A 20721-nucleotide genomic window follows, 5' to 3' on the forward strand; every position below is an offset into this window, starting at 1 on the left:
TTTAAGTCCTTGCGTCTTCAAAGCTTGCCATCACGAGGCCCAGCTAGCATTGCTGGCAATAAAGGCCGCAAATACGGCATCGCGAAAAAGCCGGACTTTTGGCAAAATCGCAAGTGATTCGAAACGACATGAGATGGGTATGGCTTCCTCCTCGGCACCTCGACAGGTAGCAGTGAAAGACCAGATGGACGATAATAACAACGATCTTTTCGGTGATTCCTCGGCCAATGCCCAGCCGCTCGATGCAAAGGCGGCCGGCGCAAAACCGGTTGCTGCGGCGCCTGTGGCTGCAGTAGCTGCCGAACCGGCCGAGCGGCGCCCTGCTCCGATCAAGAGCGGCGACGACAACTACGGCGCCTCGTCGATCCGTGTCCTCGAAGGACTGGAACCGGTGCGCATGCGCCCCGGCATGTATATCGGCGGCACCGACGAAAAGGCGCTGCACCATCTCTTCGCCGAAGTCATCGACAACTCGATGGACGAGGCGGTCGCCGGCCACGCCAATTTCATCGAAGTGCATCTCGACGCCGAAGGGTTTTTGACCGTTTCGGATAATGGCCGTGGCATTCCGGTCGAAAACCATCCGCAGGTTCCCGGCAAGTCGACGCTCGAAGTGATCATGACCAAGCTGCATGCCGGCGGCAAGTTCGACGGCGACGCCTACGAAACGTCTGGCGGCCTTCACGGCGTCGGCGTCTCGGTCGTCAACGCGCTGTCCGACGTTCTCGAAGTCGAAGTCGCCCGCAATCGCAAACTCTATCGCCAGACCTTTTCCCGCGGCGTGCCGCAGGGCGGCCTGCAGGAACTCGGCGACGTCCACAACCGTCGCGGCACCCGCGTGCGCTTCCATCCCGATCCGCAGATCTTTGGCGATCGCGCCAAATTCGACGGCGGCCGCATTTTCCGCATGGCGCGTTCCAAGGCCTATCTTTTCGGCGGCGTTGAGATCCGCTGGAGCTGCGATCCGGGCGTCGTGCCGGAAGGTGGCGAGATCCCGGAAAAGGCCGTCTTCCATTTTCCGGGCGGCCTGAAGGACTATCTCGCCGCGACGCTCGGCAAGGATTTTACCGTCACCCGCGATATCTTCTCCGGCCGCACCGAAAAGACCGGCGGCCATGGCGCGATGGAATGGGCGATCACCTGGTATGGCGGCGACCCGCAGGTCCATTCCTATTGCAATACCATTCCGACCCAAGAAGGCGGCACCCACGAGGCCGGCCTGCGCATCGCGTTGACCAAGGGCCTGAAGAATTACGCTGAACTGACGCAGAACAAGCGCGCCAGGGAGATCACCACGGATGACGTGATGATCTCGGCCGTCGGCATGTTGTCGGTGTTCATCCGCGAGCCCGAATTCGTCGGCCAGACCAAGGACAAGCTCGCCACCGTCGAGGCCCAGCGCCTTGTTGAAAACGTGCTGCGCGATCCGTTCGACCAATATCTAGCCGGCAATCCCAACGAAGCGGGAAAGCTGCTCGAATGGGTGATCGAGCGCGCCGAAGAACGGTTGCGCCGCCGCAAGGAAAAGGAAGTCAACCGCAAGACTGCGGTGCGCAAGCTGCGCCTGCCCGGCAAGCTGGCCGACTGCTCGCAGAATACCGCAGAAGGTGCCGAGCTGTTCATCGTCGAGGGCGACTCGGCTGGCGGCTCGGCAAAGCAGGGCCGCAACCGTACCAACCAGGCCATTCTGCCGCTGCGCGGAAAAATCCTCAACGTCGGTTCGGCCAGCCGCGAAAAACTGTCTGCAAACCAGCAGATCGCCGATCTGGTCCAGGCGCTCGGCTGCGGCACCCGGACAAAATACCGCGAGGAAGATCTTCGTTACGAACGCATCATCATCATGACCGATGCCGACGTCGATGGCGCCCATATCGCCTCGCTGCTGATCACCTTCTTCTACCAGGAAATGCCGGAACTGATCCGCGGCAACCATCTCTTTCTGGCGGTGCCGCCACTCTACGTCATCCGCCAGGGCGGTAAGACGGTCTATGCCCGTGACGACGCCCACCGCGCCGAGCTGATGGAAACCGTCTTCAAGGGCAAGAAGGTCGAGATCGGGCGCTTCAAAGGTCTGGGCGAGATGATGGCCGCGCAGCTCAAGGAAACCACCATGGATCCGGCCAAGCGCACGCTCCTGCGCGTCGATATCGACGAGGTGGATTTCGAGGGCACTCGCGAGGCTGTCGACAACCTGATGGGCACCAAAGCCGATGCGCGCTTCCGCTTCATTCAGGAACGCGCCGCTTTTGCAGAAAACCTCGATATCTGAGGGTGATCTGGCCGAACAAGGATTGAATGTGACGACGTGGCGTGCTTCACGCGAGAGGAAATGTTTTTCCAGGCAAATGAAGCACACCACGCCATGAAGCAGATCCTCTCCATCCAGTCCCACGTCGCCTATGGTTATGTCGGAAACCGTGCCGCCACCCTGCCGCTGCAGCGGCTCGGCCACGAAGTCACTGTCATCAACACGGTGCAGTTCTCCAACCACACCGGTTATTTGAAATGGACCGGCGAGGTATTTTCCGCCGCCCATATCGAGAGCATCCTCGACGGGCTCGAGAGCCTTGGCGCATTGGGAAAGATGGACGCACTGCTGACCGGTTATCTCGGTGATCCCGCGATCGGCGACATCATCCTGTCGGTTCTCGATCGCCTTCCGCAAGGCACGCGCTGGCTCTGCGACCCGGTCATGGGCGATGTCGGCCGCGGCTTTTTCGTCCGGCCCGGTATTCCGGATTATTTCCGCGAAAAGGCGCTCGCCCGCGCTTCGATCATCACCCCGAACCAGTTCGAGCTGGAATACCTCGCAGGCCGCCAGATCCTGACGCTGGAAGACGCACGCGCTGCCTGTCGGATGATCCATGAGATCGGCCCGGAAACCGTGCTTCTCACCTCGCTGATCCATGACGGCACCCGCGACGACGAAATCCAGATGCTGGCCTCGTCGAAATCGGGCGAGCAGTTTCTGGCAACGACGCCGCGCTTACAATTCGATCCGGCGCCGAATGGCGCGGGCGACTGCACCTCGGCCCTGTTCCTCGGCCACATCCTCTCGGGCGCACCGCTCGACCAGGCGCTGTCGAAAACCGCCTCCAGTATCTTCGCGCTGTTCGAAAAGACGCTGGCGGCAGGCCGTCGCGAACTCAACATGATCGCCGCACAGGACGATTTCGCCCGTCCCGCCCCGTTGGCTGTAACGACGCTTTAAAGCAATTCCAGCAAAAGTGGGAACCGGTTTTGCGTCCGGGAATTGCTTTATCGCGTCTCGAGCAGTTTCGTGATCGCAGAGATCAAAGCTTCTGCTTCATAGGGCTTGCGGACGATCGGTGCTGCCAGATTGACCGGGATGATCGAACGGTCACTGTATCCGGTGGCAAAAACGAAGGGCACGCCGCGTCGCACCAGCTCCTCGGCAATCGGCAGCGACGTGCCGGATCCGAGATTGACGTCGAGAATAGCGACATCGGGGGTAAACCCTTTCAGCCTGCGCAGCGCCTCGGACACGGATGGCGCAGTCGTCACCTTGTCTATCCCGTGTTCGGCCAGCATGACTTCGACATCCGCGGCGATCAGCATCTGGTCCTCGACCAATAGAAACTCCATTTCGGACAGCTGCGGTGCCGCCAGCCTTTCGGCGCCGGTCGCTTCTACATCGCCGATAACAATGGTGGTGACGTCGTCATCGCCATGCAGGTTCTTCGACGGCACGAGGAAACGGGCCTCGACCCCGCTTTCGGGATAGTTGACCTCAGCTTCTCCGTCGAGTTCGTACGGAATGCTACGCCCGATCAGCACGCTGCCGAATCCGCTGCGGCTCGGTGGCGTTACCTTCGGACCGCCACTCTCGATCCATCTCAGCTCGCAGGCGCCCGATTCGAGTTTTGTCCATCGAACGTCGAGCCTGCCGCCGGGAACCGACAGCGATCCGTATTTTGCCGCATTGGTCGACATTTCGTGCAGAACCAGGGCCATGACCGAAAATGCCCGGCTGTCGAGCCAGATGCGCGGACCTTCAAGCACCACCGATCGGGTGCCCTCCATGTAGGGCCGCAGTTCCGCGTCCAGCAGGTCCACAAGCGAACCGCCGTCTCCGCCGCGCACCACCTGGTCGTGGGCGAAGGCAAGCGCCTGGATGCGCCCTTTCAGAGAATCGACATAATCGGGAAGACTGCGCCCGCCTTCGACAGGATGACCGACCAGTGCCTTGATGATCGACAGGATGTTCTTGACCCGGTGATTGAGCTCCTCGTTGAGCATCCGCTGCCGCACGTCCGCCTTGCCGCGCTCGTCGGCCAGTATTTCGTTATGATGCAGAACGATCTCGACGAGAACGGCGCGGATGGCTTCGGCTATTTCCCGATCGGCGTCGGTCCAGGGCTGGGCCTGAAGCCTCACGGTCTCCTTCCAGATGGCAAAGCTCTTGCGCGGCGTCAGCCGGTCGCCCATCGGCCCGGTCGTATAGGATTTGTCAGGATTTCCGGCCCAGTCCAGTGTCTGCACCACTTCCTTGCGGAAGAAGAACAGATAGTCCCGCGGCCGCTGCGATAGCGGAATGGCCAGCACGCCGCAAACGTCATCCGGCGAAATCTCTGACTGAGGCAAGGATTGCGACAACTGGAAAGTCGACCAGACCTTGCTCCCGGTCATGCCACCGATCCCGTTAGCCAGCTCACCGATCATCTCTGACGGAGGCGCGGTCCCCTGGCTGCTCCAGACGCCATCGAGCCACAGGCCGACGCCATCGCAGGGCATCATCGCCGAAAAGACCTCGAGCGAGTTGCGCAGCAGAACGCTGATATCCCGGTGATGCGAGGCTTCCTGCAGGAACCGGTCTAGCGAACGCCGGGCCTGTCCCGCCGTTTCATGCAGCTCTTTCTGCCGCAGGGCGGAAAGATGCAGCGAGAAAAATTCGCCGAACGTCTCCGCGGCCACACGCTGGGGCATGGACAGAATTTTGGGCGAATAATGGTGGCACGCAATCAGCCCCCAGAGTTCGCCATCCACCACGATCGAGATCGACATGGATGCTCCGACGCCCATGTTGCTCAGATATTCGCAATGGATCGGCGAAACGCTCCGAAGATGCGCGAAGGACAGATCGAGCGGTTGATCGTTTTCATCGAGTTCTGGCACGATCGGCACACGCTGGTAATCGGCGTCGCAGATCACACGAATGGTGTTCTTGATGTAGAGTGCCCGCGCCTGGACAGGAATATCGCCTGCCGGAAAGTATTGCCCGCGGAAACTTTCGAGATCGCGCCTTTTGTATTCGCTGATGACCTTGCCGGAGCCGTCCTGTTCGAACCGATAGACCATGACGCGATCATAACCCAGCATCGCATACATCAGCCGTGTCGCACTCTGCACCAGCCGGTCGAGGCTGGAGACGTTGCGGATGCGGCTGATCAGCATACGGGCGACTTCGAGAGGCTGATCGGTATCCGTCGACGCCGGTTCGAATTCGAGGATCACCTTGTCGCCATTGCGGTGAAGCGCAATATCCATCCCCCGCCCCGAAGCGAGGCGTAATGCGTGGCGCAGTGCCGGCCGGGCGGGATCGTCGGAGGTCGCAAGCGCATTTCTCAGCGTATGGGCGACATCACCGCCCAGGACCGCCTCCATTCTTTCGCCGATCACCGGAGATTTGAGCCCCAGCATCTCGCCCAGATTGGCCGAATGCTGCAGGATGACGGAGCCGACACTGTCGCAGACCATCAGGCAACCATGCGGCTGGATAAATCCGGGGATATGGATAGGCTCGCGGTCGCAATTGGTAAGGTTGACCGCTTCAGTCTGACGCATCAATTTTCCCTTGAAGCTCCTGGCCTGCCAATGGCACACATGGCTTCTGTTTCCCCGCGCGCCTATAAAGACCCGCAAGCTGTTTAAAACATGCCCGTGTTAAATGGAGCGGCATTGCCAATTGGCAATTTCATATTTCTATCGCATCTACGCGCTACCGCAAGTAATGAAATAGCGTTTTAATGAATCGGTGCGAAGCTTGTTTTCACGATCTCCGCTGGCCATATAGGAGCCAGCTTTAGACAGGACCTTATGGTGAACCGCAGCAGCAATCGAAAAGGCACCGAGCCGCGTTGGCTTGGCCCCGTCAGCCCGAACAGGATTGCCCTGATCTCACCGATTTCGGCCGCGCGCTGGTTACTCATCATTGTCGCAGCCGCCGCCATCTATTTCTTTCACGGCTTCATGGTGCCGGTTCTGGCAGCATTGGTGATCGGTTTTGCCAGCTGGCCGCTCTATCGTCGCCTGCTCGGCCATGTCGGTGGCAACACCACGATCGGCGCGACGCTGGCGATCATCTTCATCGTCATCTTCATTGTCGTGCCCGTCGGTATCGGCGCATCCTATGCGGCGCGTGAAATCGCCGAATGGTTCCGTTGGGCGGTCGAAGTCAATCGCAACGGCGCACCGCCACCCGTCTGGATCACCGGCCTTCCCTTCGCAGGCGAATGGCTCAGCGTCCAGTGGACCCGACATATCGGCGCCCCCGGTGCTGTCGGAGAGCTGGCACAACTGATCAGCGGCGCCAATATCGGCGCGATCTATCATGGTGTGCTGGTGGCCGGCAACAGCGCCTTCCACATCATGCTGACGCTGCTGTTCATGCTGATTGCCCTGTTTTTCGTCTATCGCGACGGCGCATCCTTCAGCGCTCAGATCGACCTTCTCGGGGAACGGTTTTTTCCGACACGCTGGGAGCGGATTTCCCGCGTCGTACCCGCCACGATCAGCTCCACCGTCACCGGCATGACGCTGATTGCCATCGGCGAAGGCATCGTTCTCGGCATTGCCTACTGGATCGCCGGCGTGCCCTCGCCCGTCACCTTCGGGGTGCTGACCGGCATTATGGCGCTCATTCCGGGCGGCGCGCCGCTCTCCTTCACGCTCGTGTCGGGCTATCTCGTCGCCAACGGCTCCTATGTTGCCGGTGCCGGCCTGTTCATCTGGGGCAGCGTCGAACTCTTCATCGTCGACAAGACCCTGAGGCCGCGGCTCGTCGGCGGCCCGATCAAGCTGCCCTTCCTGCCGACCTTTTTCGGCCTTGTCGGCGGCGTCAAGACGATGGGCTTTCTCGGCCTGTTCATCGGACCCGTGCTCATGGCGCTCGTCGTATCGATCTGGCGCGAATGGATCCGCGAAGTGCGGATCGCGGATGTGACAGAAGCCGAGCAGCCGGCAGATCCCGAAGCTGTGCTTTCGGAAGACGATTTGCCGATCGTGCGCAAGGCTTCCGCTCCCTGAGCCCATACAGGCCCTGAGCCAGCCTTCATCGAGCCATGATCTTCGCCATAAGCTGCTGCGAACGGATTGGAGATCGCAATGAACGCTGCCCTCGTCGTCATGACCATTCTCGGCTGTAACGACAGCGGGACGGACTGCCATTACATCGCAACCGCCCAAGAACGTTGGCCGACGGTTGCCATGTGCGATTCGGTGTCGGAAGACCATCTGCCGAAATATGCGAACCAGCCCTACCCGGTTCTGATCTCCGTCTGCCAGGATCCGGAAACGGCAGGCGTCCCGAGTGCTGCCCCAGTTCCCGCAACGCGCCCTTCATCGACCCCGGCACACACCGCCGAGAACGCTGCACCGGCAAGCGGGAACACGGAAACAACCCAAGCTGCGGAAGTGACACCGGAAGAGGCCGAGACGCTGGCAGGGCGTGCCATCCAGCGCGTCCGCAACGTGCTGCCGACGACCGAAGGCGTCAAGACGCTGATGACGAAGCCGGTACGGCTTGTGGAAGGCGGTTATTCCTGGGTTGCCCGCAAGTTCGATCGCTGACGCATCGCGGTTTTGAGATAGCGCCGCGCAACGTTTGACCGGTCAGGCGACAAGCGAAACATCCGCGGCGTAGGACCGCGCATTGCGGCGCATCTCGCCACGGTGAAGCAGGTCGACCATATCCAGCAATTGCCCGATGGCACCGCCATCTCCGCGCGAACCGTCGAATTGCTCGAGAAGCGCGAAATAGCAGGTATCGAGCCCAGCCCCTGCCGCCGCACGCCGCCAGAGAAACACCGCTTCGACAAAGACGGCGACAATATCCCGTCCGATGCCGGCTGCCTCGAACAGCGCCCGGACCGCATGGATCCTGCCGGTGGCGAGAATGGCGCGCACGCGACGTTCTTCAAGATTGACGAGCGACACGATCGCCGACGCGAAGAAATCGACCTTGCCGCTGCACAGCGCATGGATGAGAAGCGCCGGCGTCAACCGACCGCTCGTCTTCAGATGTTCGACCAGCGCGGGAATTTCATCCTGCGCGATCGATCCGGCAATCGCCACGACTGCCTCGTCACCGGCTTCGCGTGTGACGATATCGATGCGTTTGGCGCCGATCGTTCGCGTCACGAGGTCCGAATCGGCAAGCGCCGCTGCCACATGCGCGACCAGCATATGCCGCGCATCGGCCGGAAGGTTGCTGCGGTCGAGCAGCATGTGCCGCACATCCGCCAGATGGCCGAAACGCTCCGCCATGCGGCGCAACGAAATACGGCTGATCGAGGCCGTCTCGTTTTCCAGAAGAAGGATGATTTCGGGACCGTCGCCCACTTCCGCGACCGCGGCGGCAGCGCTGTAGCCAAGCGAGGGACGCGCCGCAACCAGAGACCGTGTGAACGAATCGCCCCGGCCGGCAAGTTCGACCAGATCGGCATCACGCAGAACCGGTGAACAGGCGATCACCGTGCAGGCGATTTCCGGCTGGTCTTCGGCAAGCGACATGATGATGGCCCGCGGCGCGGCGTCGGACGATGCGAGCGCCTGAGCAAGCGACAGCCGCACCTTTGGCGACGGGTCATCGAGAAGATAGGTCATCGCCATCATCGCGGCACGATGTTCGTCCGGACCGAGCGCCGACTGGACGAACGCCTTGGCCAGTGCGTTTGCAGCCCTTGCCCGCTCGCCGGTCCTTGCCGTTTCAGCCCAACGTAGAAATGCCTGTACGATCACAATGCGCCCCGGAAATCTGGCCGATGCCTGAACGGCCCGACTGTCCGAAAGCTAGCTCCGAAAGGTTAATATTGGTTCACCACGTTTATTAACCCCGATATTCGCTCCGCCTTTATCGGGTCGGGCGCTTGATCTGGAACACATCCGAGCCACCATCGGCATAATCCATATATCCCATCCGGGCGATCGGCCGTGCGAGATCCATGGCGATTCGCCCGTCACGGATGATCTCTTCGCTGATATGGATGCCCACCACCTCGCCGAAGACCATGAAGGATTGCGCCTTCTCGCCATCCAGCCCCTTCGGCTGGATGATTTCGGTCAGGCGGCATTCCAGTGCGGTATAGGCCTCGGCCACATAGGGCGCATCGACCACCTGCCCCATCGCGGCAGTCAATCCCGCCAACTCGAACTCGTTCACCCCGTAATCGACCGGCGCAGAGGACGCGTTGACGTGATCCGCCAGATGGCGACTGGCAAGGCTCGCGGTGAACACGCCGGCTTCCTCGGCATTCCTCAGGCTGTGCTTGCGTCCCGAGGATGAAAACATCACCAGTTTCGGGCTGTCGGACACGATATTGAAGAAGGAATAGGGCGACAGGTTGAGCGACCCGTCCCTGCCCTTCGTGCCGATCCAGCCGATCGGCCGTGGCGCGACGATAGCCTTGAAGGGATCATGCGCCATGCCGTGGTCGTTGGTATCCGTGCGGTAGAACATGGAATGCCCCGCCTCAGGCATAGGTGAGGATGTCGGAAAGCTGCGGGCGCGGCCGGTCCGGTGTCGGAAAATCGCTGGAGCCGATATGGATGAAGCCGGCAACCTTCTCGCCTTCTTTGATGCCGAGCGCCTTCAACGCCTTTTCATCATAGGCGACCCATTCGGTGCGCCAGTTGGCGACGTAACCGCGCGCTTCGCAGGCCATCAGCAGGTTGAGGCAGACGGCACCGGCAGACAGGACCTGCTCCCATTCCGGGATTTTCGCATGCGGCGCGGCGCGGCTGATGACGCCGACGATCAATGGTGCTCGGGTAAAGCGCACACGCTCGGCTTCCTTCGCGGCCTCGGTCATTTCGCCATTCTGCGCAGACGCGATTTCGAGGAAGGCCTCGCCGAGAGAGGCGCAGATATCGCCGCGATAGACGACAAGCCGCCAGGGAGCGATCTTTCCATGGTCGGGAACCCGCACGGCCGAGGTCAGGATCTCTTCAAGTTCGGCGGTTTCCGGCCCCGGCCCTTTGATCTGCGCGACGGGCGTCGAATGACGTCCGCGCAGGTAATCGATCAGCTTTACGTCATTATTCATGTCGGAAACCTTCATTTGATGGGCTGTGTTAGGGGTGTGGTAGAATGAGGCCTTGAATTTGCCTTTCCCATGGTCTTCAAGTGGCCAGTCGTAAAACAAGAGTCAACCGGTCATCGAATGTCAGGCACTTTCATTGCTCGCCGTATACTCCTTGCACAAGCGTTGATGCTTCTGCTGGCGACAGGCGGTCACGCGCAGGATGCCGACGCATTCAAGAGTTTTCGCCAGCTCGACAGCTCCGCCAAGATGCCGAAGCTGAACGCCTTTTCTCCATCCTCGATCCTGCCTCAGAGCGCCGTTGCCAAAGACGTGCGTTTCAGCGCCAAACTGACCAATAACGGCGATGTGATGAAGGACGGCCTCGCCTGGAGGGTGTTCAGCCCGATCGCCGGCGAAGACGGCAAGCTGCCGCTCGTGGCAAGCTCGGATGGCGGTTCGGCCGATTTCCAGCTGGCGCCCGGTGACTATTTCGTCAACTGCGCCTTCGGCCGCGCCGGCATCACCAAGAAGCTGACTGTTCCGGCGGAAGGCAATGTCTCCGAACAGACCCTCGTGCTCGATGCGGGCGGCTTCGTGCTGAATGCAGTTGCAGGGGCCGACCAGCGCATCCCCCCGGCACAGCTCAGCTTTTCCGTCTACTCCTCCGAGGTGCGCGACAACGGCGACCGCGCGCTTGTCATGTCAGACGTCAAGCCGAACACGATCGTGCGGCTGAACGCCGGCACCTATCACATCGTTTCAGAATATGGCGACATTAACGCCGTTGTGCGCGCCGATATCCAGGTCGAGGCCGGCAAGCTCACCCAGGCGGTAATGCAGCATAAGGCGGCCCAGATCACCCTCAAGCTGGTTTCGCAACCCGGCGGCGAAGCGATTGCCGATACCGCATGGTCCGTGCTGACGGCCGCCGGTGACGTCGTCAATGAAAGCGTCAGCGCCTTTTCCATGATGGTCCTGTCGGAAGGCGAATACCTCGCCGTCGCCCGCAACAAGGACAAGATCTATCAGCGCGAATTCAGCGTCAAAGCCGGCCGCAACACCGATGTCGAAGTGCTGATGCGCAATCCGCGCAATACCGGCGCACAGGCTGCCGTCGAGCCGCAGGATTAAGCGGCTACTTTCTCATCTCGCAGCAGGCTTTATATCGAAAAAACGACCTTGATCATGATCGAGGTCGCGCCCTTTCTAATTTCATTCGACCCTGAACCTGACACAGCCGAGCGCAGCAGAAAGCGCATGGCGATGATGGCACAGGAGAACCGGGATGAATTTCGCAACCACCATACTTGTGGCGATCGCCACCTCCCTTCTGATAGCAAGACAGCCGGGGCTGGCGACCGAGAATGTCGGCATGCGTCAGATTACAGCCCATTCAAAAGAGCGCGGCGCCGATCTCGCGGTGACCGTCTGGTATCCCGCGGAACGAGGCGGCAAGCCTGTCACACTCGGGGAAAGCGTCTTTTTCATCAGCACGCCGGCAATGCACGATGCGCTGGTCCGGCATGGGAAATATCCCCTCATATTGCTGTCCCATGGCGCGGGCCTTGCCGGAAACCCGGAGGCCTTGAGCTGGCTCGCGACACCATTGGCAGAACACGGAGTCATCGTTGCGGCCCCGACACATCCCGGGAATTCCGGACCGAACCGGTCCGCGGCAGAAACAATGAAGCTCTGGCTCCGCCCTCAGGATATCACCGCGACTTTGAATGCAGTCAGCGAGGATGCTTCTTTCGCAGGCCATATCGAACCTTCGAGGGTCGGCATGCTCGGTCTGTCGATGGGCGGCAGCACCGCATTGGCGATCGCCGGCGCACGGATCGATCCTCAGCGGCTGGCGAGCTATTGCGACACGGACATGCTCAACCAGTCGCTATGTGGATGGGTGAGGAAAAGCGGCGTCGATCTGCATGCCATGGATCTGCGTCTGGCTGGCCGCAGCAATACGGATCGTCGCATCCGCTTTGCCATGGCGATCGATCCCGCGCCCGTCGATGTCTTCGATTTCAGCAGCTTTTCCGGCATCTCGATCCCCGTCGAACTGGTCAATCTCGGCATGCCCGGGACGATCCCAAGGACGACGCAGGCCGGCGAGATTGCAAAGGCCATTCCAAACGCGCGCTATTCAACGATCAGCGATGCCAGCCACTACAGCATGTTCGCAGAGTGCAAACCTGGAGCAGCGGAGATTGCCGAAGCCGAAGACATAGGGGATCCGATCTGCTCGGATGGCGCAGGGCGAAGCCGTAGCGAAATTCACGGACAGATGATCGACATGGTCGTCAGCGCATTCGATCACGCCCTGAACCAGGGCCGATGAATTGGATCAGGCCGCTTCTCTGCCGACGATCTCTTGTGCGGCAAGGCGCCTCTGCTGGAACTTGGCGAGGCGCGACTGCCGTATCGGGCGCATCGAGAACACCGCGTCGTGCAGGACTATGAGCAGATCCTTGCGGTCGCGGATGCCGGAAAGCTCTTCCCAGCTCATCATCGCGCCCACCCGCGCCCGGATCGAACTGCCCGAAAGCCGCTTGAACTCGCGGATCAGCAGCGACAGCCTGAGTGTCAGCGACAGTTTACTGGCTATGTGGAAAAGCGCACCGTTCTGGCCGTCGAAATAGATCGGCACGACATCGGCCTTGGCCGCCTGCACCAGTTTTGCCGTAAAGATCTTCCAGGGCAGGTCCTGCGCCACGCCAAAACCCTTTTTGGCCGTGGCAACCCCGCCGGCCGGGAAGATAATGATCGTCACGCCTTCCTTCAGAAGCTTCAGCGCCTCGTGCCGGGTCTGCATGTTAATCGCCAGTGCTTCCTTGGTTTCCTCGAAGGAGACCGGCAGCGAATAGGGCGCGATCTCCGGCACCTTCAGCAATTCGTTGTTGATCAGCACGCGGAACGGACGGCCGAGCTGTTCGGCCATGGCCAGAACCGCGATCCCGTCGCCGATGCCGAAAGGATGATTGGCGACGATGACGAGCGGGCGGCCGTCTTCGACGACCGGAAGCCACTCTCCCTGCACATCGAGTTCGACATCGATCAGGTCGAGCATCTTGCCGAACACGCGATCGGTCTTGCCGACGATGTCGATACGCCAGATATCGTAGAGACGGGCATAACGGTCACGGCCCGAAAGGCCCTCGATCGAACGGATGAACCAGCGTTTCAGCTTGGGATCACGCTCGTTGGCGTAGGAAAGTTCCTTGAAGCGCAAATCACTCTCCGCGGAATATCCGCCATTGATGAGGGGGATAGAATATTGCAGTCCAATGACAGAATTCTGACAGCGCCCGTGGATGACGGGCGCTGTCGATCGTTTGGCGATCAGGCAGCCTTGTTTCGGGCAGCCTTGCGGCGCTTGACGTCCGGCGGCGTCGCTTCGTCGGTAAGCGAGGCCAGCGCCTCGTCGAGCGACATCGACGTCTGTGCCTGTGAGCCGAGACGACGGATATTGACCGAACGCTGCTCGGCTTCCTGACGACCGCAGACGATGATCACCGGCACCTTGGCAACCGAGTGCTCGCGGACCTTGTAGTTGATCTTCTCGTTGCGGAAGTCGGTATCGACCTGCAGTCCGGCATCGCGCAGCTGTTCGGCAACTTCACGGCCGTAATCGTCAGCATCCGAGGTGATCGTCGCGACGACGACCTGCGTCGGCGCGAACCACAGCGGCATATGGCCGGCGAAGTTTTCGATCAGGATGCCGAGGAAACGCTCCATCGAACCGCATATGGCGCGGTGGATCATCACCGGCTGGGTCTTTTCCGAATTGGCGTCGATATAGAAGGCACCAAAACGTTCCGGCAGATTGAAGTCGACCTGCGTCGTGCCGCACTGCCATTCGCGACCGATCGCGTCCTTCAGCGTATACTCGAACTTCGGACCGTAGAACGCGCCCTCGCCCGGCAGGATACCGGTCTTGATGCGGCCGCCCGACTGTTCCTCGATCGTCTTCAACACGTCGGTCATCACGCTTTCGGCGCGATCCCAGAGATCGTCGGTACCAACGCGCTTTTCAGGACGCGTCGACAGCTTGACCACGACTTCCTCGAAGCCGAAATCCTCGTAGACCGACAGGATCAGCGCATTGATGCGCAGGCATTCCGCCGCCAGCTGCTCGTCGGTGCAGAACACATGCGCATCGTCCTGCGTGAAGCCGCGCACGCGCATCAGGCCGTGCAGCGCACCGGACGCCTCGTAGCGATGTACGAGACCGAATTCGGCAAGACGGATCGGCAGTTCGCGGTAAGACTTCAGACCATGCTTGAAGATCTGCACGTGACCCGGGCAGTTCATCGGTTTCAGCGCGAAGACACGGTTATCCGCTTCCTCGTCCTTCGGATGGGTGAAAGCGTAGGCGGATTTTACCGCGAACATGTTTTCCTGGTACCAGCCCCAGTGACCCGACGTTTCCCACAGCGAGGCATCAAGCACCTGCGGTGCGTTGACCTCTTCATAGGTACCGGCCAGACGGCGGCGCATATAGGCCGTCAGCGTCTGGAACATGCGCCAGCCCTTGCCGTGCCAGAACACCACGCCCGGACCTTCTTCCTGAAAATGGAACAGATCCATTTCGCGGCCGAGCTTGCGGTGGTCGCGCTTTTCGGCTTCCGCCAGAACATGCAGATACTGGTCCAGCTCTTCCTGGGTTGCCCAGGCCGTGCCGTAGATGCGCGTCAGCATCGGTTTGGTCGAATCGCCACGCCAATAGGCGCCGGCAACCTTCATCAGCTTGAAGGCCGTGCCGATCTGGCCGGTCGAGGCCATATGCGGACCGCGGCAGAGATCGAACCAGCCGCCCTGATTGTAGATCTTCAGGTCCTGGCCTTCCGGGATCATGTCGACCAGCTCGACCTTGTAGGCCTCGCCCTTGTCGGCAAACACGTCCTTGGCCTTTTCGCGGGTCCAGATTTCCTTGGTGAAGGCGGCATTCTTCTGGATGATTTCCTTCATCTTCTTTTCGATCTTCGGCAGATCGTCGGGCGTGAAGGGCCAGTCTTCGCGGCTGTCCGGATGGATGCGCTTGAAGTCGTAATAAAAACCGTTTTCGATCACCGGGCCGATCGTCACCTGCGTGCCGGGCCACAGATCCTGCACGGCCTCGGCCATGACATGGGCGGCATCGTGGCGGATCAGTTCGAGCGCACGCGGATCGGTGCGGGTGACGATCTCGATCCGACCATCGGTGACGGGATCGGAGAGATCGCGCAGCTCGCCGTCGAGCGCGATTGCCACGGCCTTCTTGGCCAGCGACTTGGAAATGGATTCGGCAACGGCAAAGCCGGTCGTGCCAGCGTCGAAGACGCGGACGGAGCCATCGGGAAATGTAAGGGAAACGGACATCAAAATTCTCCTGTCCAGTCCCGCCAACGAATGCGGGTGGTCAAAAAAGGACCGCGCGGCTTTTCCGGCGCGGCATCGAACGCGTGCGTGATAGTCAAAAATCGCTGCGGAGTAAAGGTTACGAGGTCTTTCGACCGACACGCCAGAGCCGCCAGGGCATCCATCGCCAATAGCCGGTCGCGAGTGCATCGGGTACCGGATCAAGCCCGCTCGTCCCGCCCGGTCCGCAACGGACGACCCGGAACAACGTCAGCCAGAAACCTGACCAGAAACCGTGCCGGGCAAAGGCCTCGTAACCGTATTCCGAACAGGTCGGGATATGGCGGCAGGAATTGCCGATAAAGCCGGACAGCGTCAGCTGGTAGAAGCGGATGAAACCCATGCCGAGAAGCCGTCCGGGTGTCTTGCGGAACTGTCCCTGCCAGTTACGGGACCGGCTTGGCTGTGATGGTTTTTCGTGACTGCAGTCGGGGGAGCCGCACATCAGACGAACATGGCGGAAGCAGCGGCTTTCCGTTTCCCCTTTGCGCCTGCCGGGCCCCCTCTGCCCTGCCGGGCATCTCCCCCACGAGGGGGGAGATCGACTCGCGGCCCTAGTTTCGCCAAACGGAAAGTTTGGCAATGTTGGTGACGCGTTTCCCGCCAAGTGGCATCGTTTGCTGTGGAACGAGTGGCCGCGCCCAGCTGATCTCCCCACCTGTGGGGGAGATGGCCGGCAGGCCAGAGGGGGGTGATTGCCGCAGCGCTCAATTCAAGCCTCCAGCCTGTCCACCTGCTTCGCCTCGATCTGGTCGAGCACATCCACTACCGCATCGAAGGTCAGCATGGTGGAGGCGTGGCGGGCCTTGTAGTCCTTCACCGGCCTCAAATAACGCATCTCCTCGAAGCGGCCGACAGGCCCCTCGCCGCCATCCTTCAGCATGGCCAGCATATCGAGACGGGCCTGACGCAGTTCGCCTGAGGTTGCACCGACCACATGCAGCGCCATGATCGCCGACGACGCCTGCCCGAGCGCGCAGGCCCTGACCTCATGGGAAAAATCCGTCACCAAATCGCCATCCAGCTTGAGATAGACGCGCACTTTCGAGCCACAGAGTTTGGAATGTTTCTCCGAACTCGCATCCGCATCGGGCATTGCGCCGCTGCGGGTGATGTTACCGGCGAATTCCAGGATCCTGTTGCTGTAGATGTCGTCCATACCAATTCGTCCGCTTCGTCGTGATCCGGTGAACGGATCGTAGCGTAAGGTGAGCTATCGAAGAAAGTCGTTAGTCTCTATATGTGATGGCATCATACAGCGATCAATAAGGCAGGTTTTTGCCGAATTCGATCTGCGGTGAAACAGAATATCTTGTCAAAAGCCCCGTCAGCCATCAGATAACGGGCACGGACAGAGATGTGTTGGGCGTTTTTCTCGTTAAAAGACGCCTGTATGTATGTCGGATGCGGCCTTGAACCGCATCGGGAGATCATAGATGGATGCGATTGTGAAGAATTTTCCGGCCCAGGGCCAGGAATCGAGCAAGGATCAGGCCCGCCCTTCCCAGGCAGAGGCCGAAGAAGCCGTTCGGGTATTGCTGCGATGGGCAGGCGATGACCCGACGCGCGAAGGCCTGCTCGACACGCCGACGCGTGTCGCCAAGTCCTATCGCGAACTGTTTGCCGGCTATGACCAGTCATATGAAGAGGTTCTCGGCCGCACGTTCGAGGAAATGTCGGGCTTCGACGACGTCGTACTGGTGCGCGACATTCCTTTCTTCTCTCATTGCGAACACCACATGCTGCCGATCAAGGGCATGGCGACGGTCGCCTATCTGCCGAACGGCCCGGTCCTCGGCCTGTCGAAGATAGCCCGCGTCATCGAGATTTTCGGCCGCCGGCTGCAGACGCAGGAAAATATGACGGCGCAGATCGCCAACGCGATCCAAGACACATTAAAGCCGCGTGGCGTCGCCGTGCTGATCGAAGCCGAACATATGTGCATGGAAATGCGCGGCGTACAGAAGCAGGGCTCCCGTACGCTGACCACCACATTTACCGGCGAGTTCAAGACCAACGCGACCGAGCAGGCACGTTTCTTCACGCTTGCCCGCAACAGGTAATCGACATGACAGCCCAGGATTTTCCGGCACCGTCCACCGACAAGGTCGAGCTGGAGGGCGCCGGCCTCTTCACGCCGCGCTTCGACGCAAGCGGCCTGATCACCGCCGTCGTTACCGATGCCGGCGACGGCGAGTTGCTGATGGTAGCCCATATGAATGCCGAATCATTGCGGCTGACGATCGATACCGGCATTGCCCATTATTACAGCCGCTCGCGCCAATCGCTGTGGAAGAAAGGCGAGACCTCCGGCAACCTGCAGACCGTGCATGAGATTCGCACCGATTGTGATCAGGATGCGATCTGGCTGAAGGTCTCCGTTGCAGGCCATGACGCCACCTGCCACACCGGCCGCCGCTCCTGTTTCTATCGGGCCGTAACAAAAGATGACGACAGGACCATCCTTGAAATCAGGGATGATGCGCGTCATTTTGATCCTGAAGCCGTGTATTCCAGCAAGCCGACCGAATAGGTACCCGCCTCGTTCCGATCCAGCTCCCGCCAGAGTAAACGCTTTCGAAACCATCCGATGCGTTAATTACCGATCACGCAATGATCGGCTCAGGAGGGTATGGATCAATGCTGAACTGGAGCTGGAACCGTCAGGATCGTCAGCCCGCATCGCAGGATGCAGGTTTGACGGGCGTGCAGAACCCGACGCCGCCTGTCGCGATCGCCCCTCCCCGTAAAGCGAAACTGTCACTTGCGCTTGGCGGCGGGGCTGCCCGCGGCTGGGCCCATATCGGTGTTCTCAGGGCACTGGACGAAGCCGGCATCGAAGTCGGCATGATCGCCGGCACCTCGATCGGCGCGCTGGTCGGCGGATGTTACCTGGCCGACAAGCTGGACGAACTGGAAACGTTTGCCAGATCCCTCACCATGCGCCGCATCGCGGCACTGCTCGATCTTACCATCGGCGGCGGCGGCCTGCTCGGCGGCATGCGGTTGACCAAACGGATGCAGGAACATCTCGAGGGCCTTAGCATCGAGGACCTCGACCGTCCTTTCGTCGCCGTTGCAACAGAACTTCTGACTGGCCACGAGATCTGGATTTCGAGCGGTTCGCTGATCACCGGTCTTCGAGCATCCTATGCGCTGCCCGGCATTTTCGAGCCGGTGAAATGCAACAACCGCACGCTGGTCGACGGTGCCCTCGTCAATCCGGTGCCGACCTCCGTCTGCCGCGCCTATGAACAGCCGCTCGTCGTCGCGGTGAATTTGAACTACGACATTTTCGGCCGCTCGGCCGTGGTCAAGCACAATGCCAGCGTCCAGACATTCGACGAGGTGATCAGGGAAAAGTCGGATGCGGCGCGCGTCGGCATGACGGCCACCATGGTGCAGGCGTTCAACATCATCCAAGAGCGCATTTCCCGCGCCCGCCTGGCCGGCGATCCGCCAGATCTGGCACTTCATCCGCGCCTGAGCGATATCGGCCTGTCGGAATTCCACCGTGCCGGCGAAGCGATCGAACGCGGCTACGAGGAAACCATGGCGCAGATCGGCGCCCTGAAGCGCATACAGGAAGTGTTCGCCCGCTGAGCGCGGGCGAGGAATTTTTCAAATCTCGCAGTCGCGTTTCGGTCTGCCGTCAGCTGGCGATATAGGCCTTCATCTGCTCGGCCTCGTGCTCGACCTCGCGCATGCGCGCCTTGACCACGTCGCCGATCGAGATAATTCCGGCGAGCTTGCCATCGGTTTCGACCGGTACGTGGCGGAAACGGCCGCCGGTCATCATTTCCATGACTTCCTCGACCGTCTGGTCCTCCCGACAGCGTGTCACGCCGGTCGTCATCATCGTCTGGACCGGCTGTTCCAGTGCTGCAACGCCATGCGTTGCAATCGTCCTGACCAGATCCCGCTCTGTAAAGATGCCGGCGATTCGTCCCTCCAGACCGGCAACGATCACAGCACCGATCTTCCTGTCGTTCAGAACCGTCGCAACCTCCAGCAGCTTCCGATCCGGCTCGACCGTCTCCACTGCGCGCCCCTTGGCGTCAAGCATCATCTTCACGGTAGTCGACATGCTTTCTCCTTACCAATCCACATGACCCATCAACGTGCCGAATCTCTCCTCCTCCGAGATTTCCGGCACCTTCTCCATGCATCTGGGATTGTAGATCGGGCCCGAGGCGAGTTCAAGCGGAAGCCTCTACACCTCACGGTAGCGAATAGGATCAAAAAGACCAAAAAGCAGGAAACCGAAAAGAAAGCCGCCGATATGGGCATCCCAGGCGATATCGCCTGCATCACTGCCGATCAGCGGCAGGCCGACGGCCACGAGAATATTTCCGAGGAACCACATGGCGGTGAAGATCACCACCGTGCGGTTGGAAAACGCGCCCAGGATCGACTGGCGTGGGTAAAGATGGCCGTGCGTGCGATCATAACCGCCGCCATCGGGGAAAGCGAAACGGCATGCCGCACCCATCAGCGCCGAGACGACGCCGGAAGCACCGATCAGCAGCGTCTCTTCACCCCAGTGAATCCCGGCATGAAAGAAAGCCGCGGCCGCAGCCGACAATATCCAGAAGATCAGAAAGCGGACCGTCCCGATCCGCCGCACCACCGGCGTGCCGAAGGCGGCAAGCCACAGGGCGTTGAAAGCGATATGCTCGACGCTGCCGTGAAGCAGCGAATAGGTGACCGGCGTCCAGAGCCATTCCAAACCCTGCTCGGACAGCGGGAAGATGTAGCGGACGGGCGTGAATGCCAGCGTCACGATGAATTCGGCGCGCGCATCCGCGCTCAGCATATATTCCTGGACGACGTAGAGCACTGCCAAGAGCGCCATGCTGGCAAGCATAATGCCGGGCATATTGAAGATGGGCTGGCTTTGGCGTTTTCCGTTGTCTGAAAACGCCTCGTCATCGGGGGCCATGTCGGGCCTATCGTCCATGGCCAATCCTTCCGTCATCAACAGTCCAGCAGGCATACAGCAGCGTTTCAGGCTTGAAAAGCCACGCGGGCAAGCCGGCCCCATGCGGAAAGCGACGGCGCG

19 protein-coding genes are annotated in these 20721 nt (G+C 60.5%); 9 read left to right on the forward strand and 10 right to left on the reverse strand.

What is annotated here, in order from left to right:
* Positions 1-184: 184 nt before the first annotated feature.
* The gene (parE, locus tag FHP24_RS18495; protein ID WP_394344649.1) at positions 185-2269 is read left to right on the forward strand and encodes a DNA topoisomerase IV subunit B; all 2085 of its coding nucleotides are present in this window, start codon (positions 185-187) and stop codon (positions 2267-2269) included.
* A gap of 60 nt (positions 2270-2329) precedes the next feature.
* The gene (gene pdxY, locus FHP24_RS18500) at positions 2330-3211 is read left to right on the forward strand and encodes a pyridoxal kinase PdxY (RefSeq protein ID WP_246091833.1); all 882 of its coding nucleotides are present in this window, start codon (positions 2330-2332) and stop codon (positions 3209-3211) included.
* Positions 3212-3258: 47 nt separating this feature from the next.
* Here the strand turns inward: pdxY and FHP24_RS18505 are convergent, their stop codons facing one another.
* Positions 3259-5805, reverse strand: a complete 2547-nt coding sequence (locus FHP24_RS18505; RefSeq protein WP_139677719.1) for an HWE histidine kinase domain-containing protein — start codon at positions 5803-5805, stop codon at positions 3259-3261.
* 252 nt (positions 5806-6057) lie between these two features.
* Between FHP24_RS18505 and FHP24_RS18510 the strand changes: the two genes are divergently transcribed.
* Together FHP24_RS18510 and FHP24_RS18515 are read left to right on the forward strand one after the other, a co-directional pair.
* Entirely contained in the window at positions 6058-7266 is a 1209-nt protein-coding gene (locus tag FHP24_RS18510) for an AI-2E family transporter (RefSeq protein WP_139677720.1), read from the forward strand.
* Positions 7267-7344: 78 nt separating this feature from the next.
* Positions 7345-7809 (forward strand): hypothetical protein, encoded by a 465-nt coding sequence (locus FHP24_RS18515; protein ID WP_139677721.1) that lies wholly within the window; start codon positions 7345-7347, stop codon positions 7807-7809.
* A 42-nt stretch (positions 7810-7851) separates the two neighbouring features.
* On the opposite strand, the gene FHP24_RS18520 is transcribed toward FHP24_RS18515, so the two are convergent.
* From FHP24_RS18520 to FHP24_RS18530, 3 genes are all read right to left on the reverse strand, one after another.
* Positions 7852-8979 (reverse strand): DUF2336 domain-containing protein, encoded by a 1128-nt coding sequence (locus tag FHP24_RS18520; RefSeq protein WP_139677722.1) that lies wholly within the window; start codon positions 8977-8979, stop codon positions 7852-7854.
* A 112-nt stretch (positions 8980-9091) separates the two neighbouring features.
* Positions 9092-9697 (reverse strand): flavin reductase family protein, encoded by a 606-nt coding sequence (locus FHP24_RS18525; protein ID WP_139677723.1) that lies wholly within the window; start codon positions 9695-9697, stop codon positions 9092-9094.
* 13 nt (positions 9698-9710) lie between these two features.
* On the reverse strand, positions 9711-10283 hold the full coding sequence (locus tag FHP24_RS18530; RefSeq protein ID WP_139677724.1) for a nitroreductase family protein: 573 nt from the start codon (positions 10281-10283) through the stop codon (positions 9711-9713).
* Between the two features lie 117 nt (positions 10284-10400).
* On the opposite strand from FHP24_RS18530, the gene FHP24_RS18535 reads away from it, so the two are divergent.
* Complete coding sequence (locus tag FHP24_RS18535; RefSeq protein ID WP_139677725.1) at positions 10401-11393, forward strand: hypothetical protein; 993 nt, start codon at positions 10401-10403, stop codon at positions 11391-11393.
* A 154-nt stretch (positions 11394-11547) separates the two neighbouring features.
* Positions 11548-12600: an alpha/beta hydrolase family protein gene (locus tag FHP24_RS18540; protein ID WP_139677726.1), complete on the forward strand. Its 1053-nt coding sequence runs from the start codon at positions 11548-11550 to the stop codon at positions 12598-12600.
* Positions 12601-12606: 6 nt separating this feature from the next.
* Here the strand turns inward: FHP24_RS18540 and FHP24_RS18545 are convergent, their stop codons facing one another.
* The 4 genes from FHP24_RS18545 to FHP24_RS18560 all read right to left on the reverse strand — a co-directional run bounded on the left by FHP24_RS18545 (position 12607) and on the right by FHP24_RS18560 (position 16818).
* Positions 12607-13491 (reverse strand): 1-acyl-sn-glycerol-3-phosphate acyltransferase, encoded by an 885-nt coding sequence (locus FHP24_RS18545; RefSeq protein ID WP_139677727.1) that lies wholly within the window; start codon positions 13489-13491, stop codon positions 12607-12609.
* Positions 13492-13601: 110 nt separating this feature from the next.
* Entirely contained in the window at positions 13602-15620 is a 2019-nt protein-coding gene (gene thrS, locus FHP24_RS18550) for a threonine--tRNA ligase (protein ID WP_394344643.1), read from the reverse strand.
* A gap of 118 nt (positions 15621-15738) precedes the next feature.
* Positions 15739-16104 (reverse strand): membrane protein insertion efficiency factor YidD, encoded by a 366-nt coding sequence (yidD, locus tag FHP24_RS18555; RefSeq protein ID WP_139677728.1) that lies wholly within the window; start codon positions 16102-16104, stop codon positions 15739-15741.
* 267 nt (positions 16105-16371) lie between these two features.
* Positions 16372-16818, reverse strand: a complete 447-nt coding sequence (locus FHP24_RS18560) for an iron-sulfur cluster assembly scaffold protein (RefSeq protein ID WP_139677729.1) — start codon at positions 16816-16818, stop codon at positions 16372-16374.
* Between the two features lie 277 nt (positions 16819-17095).
* Here FHP24_RS18560 and folE point away from each other — a divergent pair, with 277 nt between their 5' ends.
* From folE to FHP24_RS18575, 3 genes are all read left to right on the forward strand, one after another.
* The gene (folE, locus tag FHP24_RS18565; protein WP_139677730.1) at positions 17096-17722 is read left to right on the forward strand and encodes a GTP cyclohydrolase I FolE; all 627 of its coding nucleotides are present in this window, start codon (positions 17096-17098) and stop codon (positions 17720-17722) included.
* 5 nt (positions 17723-17727) lie between these two features.
* Positions 17728-18192, forward strand: a complete 465-nt coding sequence (hisI, locus tag FHP24_RS18570) for a phosphoribosyl-AMP cyclohydrolase (protein ID WP_139677731.1) — start codon at positions 17728-17730, stop codon at positions 18190-18192.
* Positions 18193-18299: 107 nt separating this feature from the next.
* Complete coding sequence (locus tag FHP24_RS18575) at positions 18300-19262, forward strand: patatin-like phospholipase family protein (protein ID WP_139677732.1); 963 nt, start codon at positions 18300-18302, stop codon at positions 19260-19262.
* Positions 19263-19311: 49 nt separating this feature from the next.
* Here the strand turns inward: FHP24_RS18575 and FHP24_RS18580 are convergent, their stop codons facing one another.
* Both FHP24_RS18580 and FHP24_RS18585 read right to left on the reverse strand, forming a co-directional pair.
* Positions 19312-19746, reverse strand: a complete 435-nt coding sequence (locus FHP24_RS18580) for a CBS domain-containing protein (protein WP_139677733.1) — start codon at positions 19744-19746, stop codon at positions 19312-19314.
* Between the two features lie 126 nt (positions 19747-19872).
* Positions 19873-20601, reverse strand: coding sequence for a rhomboid family intramembrane serine protease (locus FHP24_RS18585; RefSeq protein WP_246091855.1), 729 nt, complete (start codon positions 20599-20601; stop codon positions 19873-19875).
* Between the last annotated feature and the right edge of the window lie 120 nt (positions 20602-20721).

The sequence above is a fragment of the Aliirhizobium smilacinae genome (assembly GCF_006335145.1).
GTDB classification, from domain to species: Bacteria; Pseudomonadota; Alphaproteobacteria; order Rhizobiales; family Rhizobiaceae; genus Neorhizobium; species Neorhizobium smilacinae.

Coding starts and splice junctions, on each gene's coding strand:
- FHP24_RS18515 (WP_139677721.1), top strand. CDS start 7,345: ATGAACGCTGCCCTCGTCGTCATGACCATTCTCGGCTGTAACGACAGC.
- FHP24_RS18560 (WP_139677729.1), bottom strand. CDS start 16,818: ATGGACGACATCTACAGCAACAGGATCCTGGAATTCGCCGGTAACATC.
- folE (WP_139677730.1), top strand. CDS start 17,096: ATGGATGCGATTGTGAAGAATTTTCCGGCCCAGGGCCAGGAATCGAGC.
- FHP24_RS18580 (WP_139677733.1), bottom strand. CDS start 19,746: ATGTCGACTACCGTGAAGATGATGCTTGACGCCAAGGGGCGCGCAGTG.
- FHP24_RS18535 (WP_139677725.1), top strand. CDS start 10,401: ATGTCAGGCACTTTCATTGCTCGCCGTATACTCCTTGCACAAGCGTTG.
- FHP24_RS18575 (WP_139677732.1), top strand. CDS start 18,300: ATGCTGAACTGGAGCTGGAACCGTCAGGATCGTCAGCCCGCATCGCAG.
- FHP24_RS18530 (WP_139677724.1), bottom strand. CDS start 10,283: ATGAATAATGACGTAAAGCTGATCGATTACCTGCGCGGACGTCATTCG.
- yidD (WP_139677728.1), bottom strand. CDS start 16,104: ATGTGCGGCTCCCCCGACTGCAGTCACGAAAAACCATCACAGCCAAGC.
- FHP24_RS18525 (WP_139677723.1), bottom strand. CDS start 9,697: ATGTTCTACCGCACGGATACCAACGACCACGGCATGGCGCATGATCCC.
- hisI (WP_139677731.1), top strand. CDS start 17,728: ATGACAGCCCAGGATTTTCCGGCACCGTCCACCGACAAGGTCGAGCTG.
- thrS (WP_394344643.1), bottom strand. CDS start 15,620: ATGTCCGTTTCCCTTACATTTCCCGATGGCTCCGTCCGCGTCTTCGAC.
- FHP24_RS18585 (WP_246091855.1), bottom strand. CDS start 20,601: ATGGCCCCCGATGACGAGGCGTTTTCAGACAACGGAAAACGCCAAAGC.
- FHP24_RS18510 (WP_139677720.1), top strand. CDS start 6,058: ATGGTGAACCGCAGCAGCAATCGAAAAGGCACCGAGCCGCGTTGGCTT.
- pdxY (WP_246091833.1), top strand. CDS start 2,330: ATGTTTTTCCAGGCAAATGAAGCACACCACGCCATGAAGCAGATCCTC.
- parE (WP_394344649.1), top strand. CDS start 185: ATGGACGATAATAACAACGATCTTTTCGGTGATTCCTCGGCCAATGCC.
- FHP24_RS18540 (WP_139677726.1), top strand. CDS start 11,548: ATGAATTTCGCAACCACCATACTTGTGGCGATCGCCACCTCCCTTCTG.
- FHP24_RS18505 (WP_139677719.1), bottom strand. CDS start 5,805: ATGCGTCAGACTGAAGCGGTCAACCTTACCAATTGCGACCGCGAGCCT.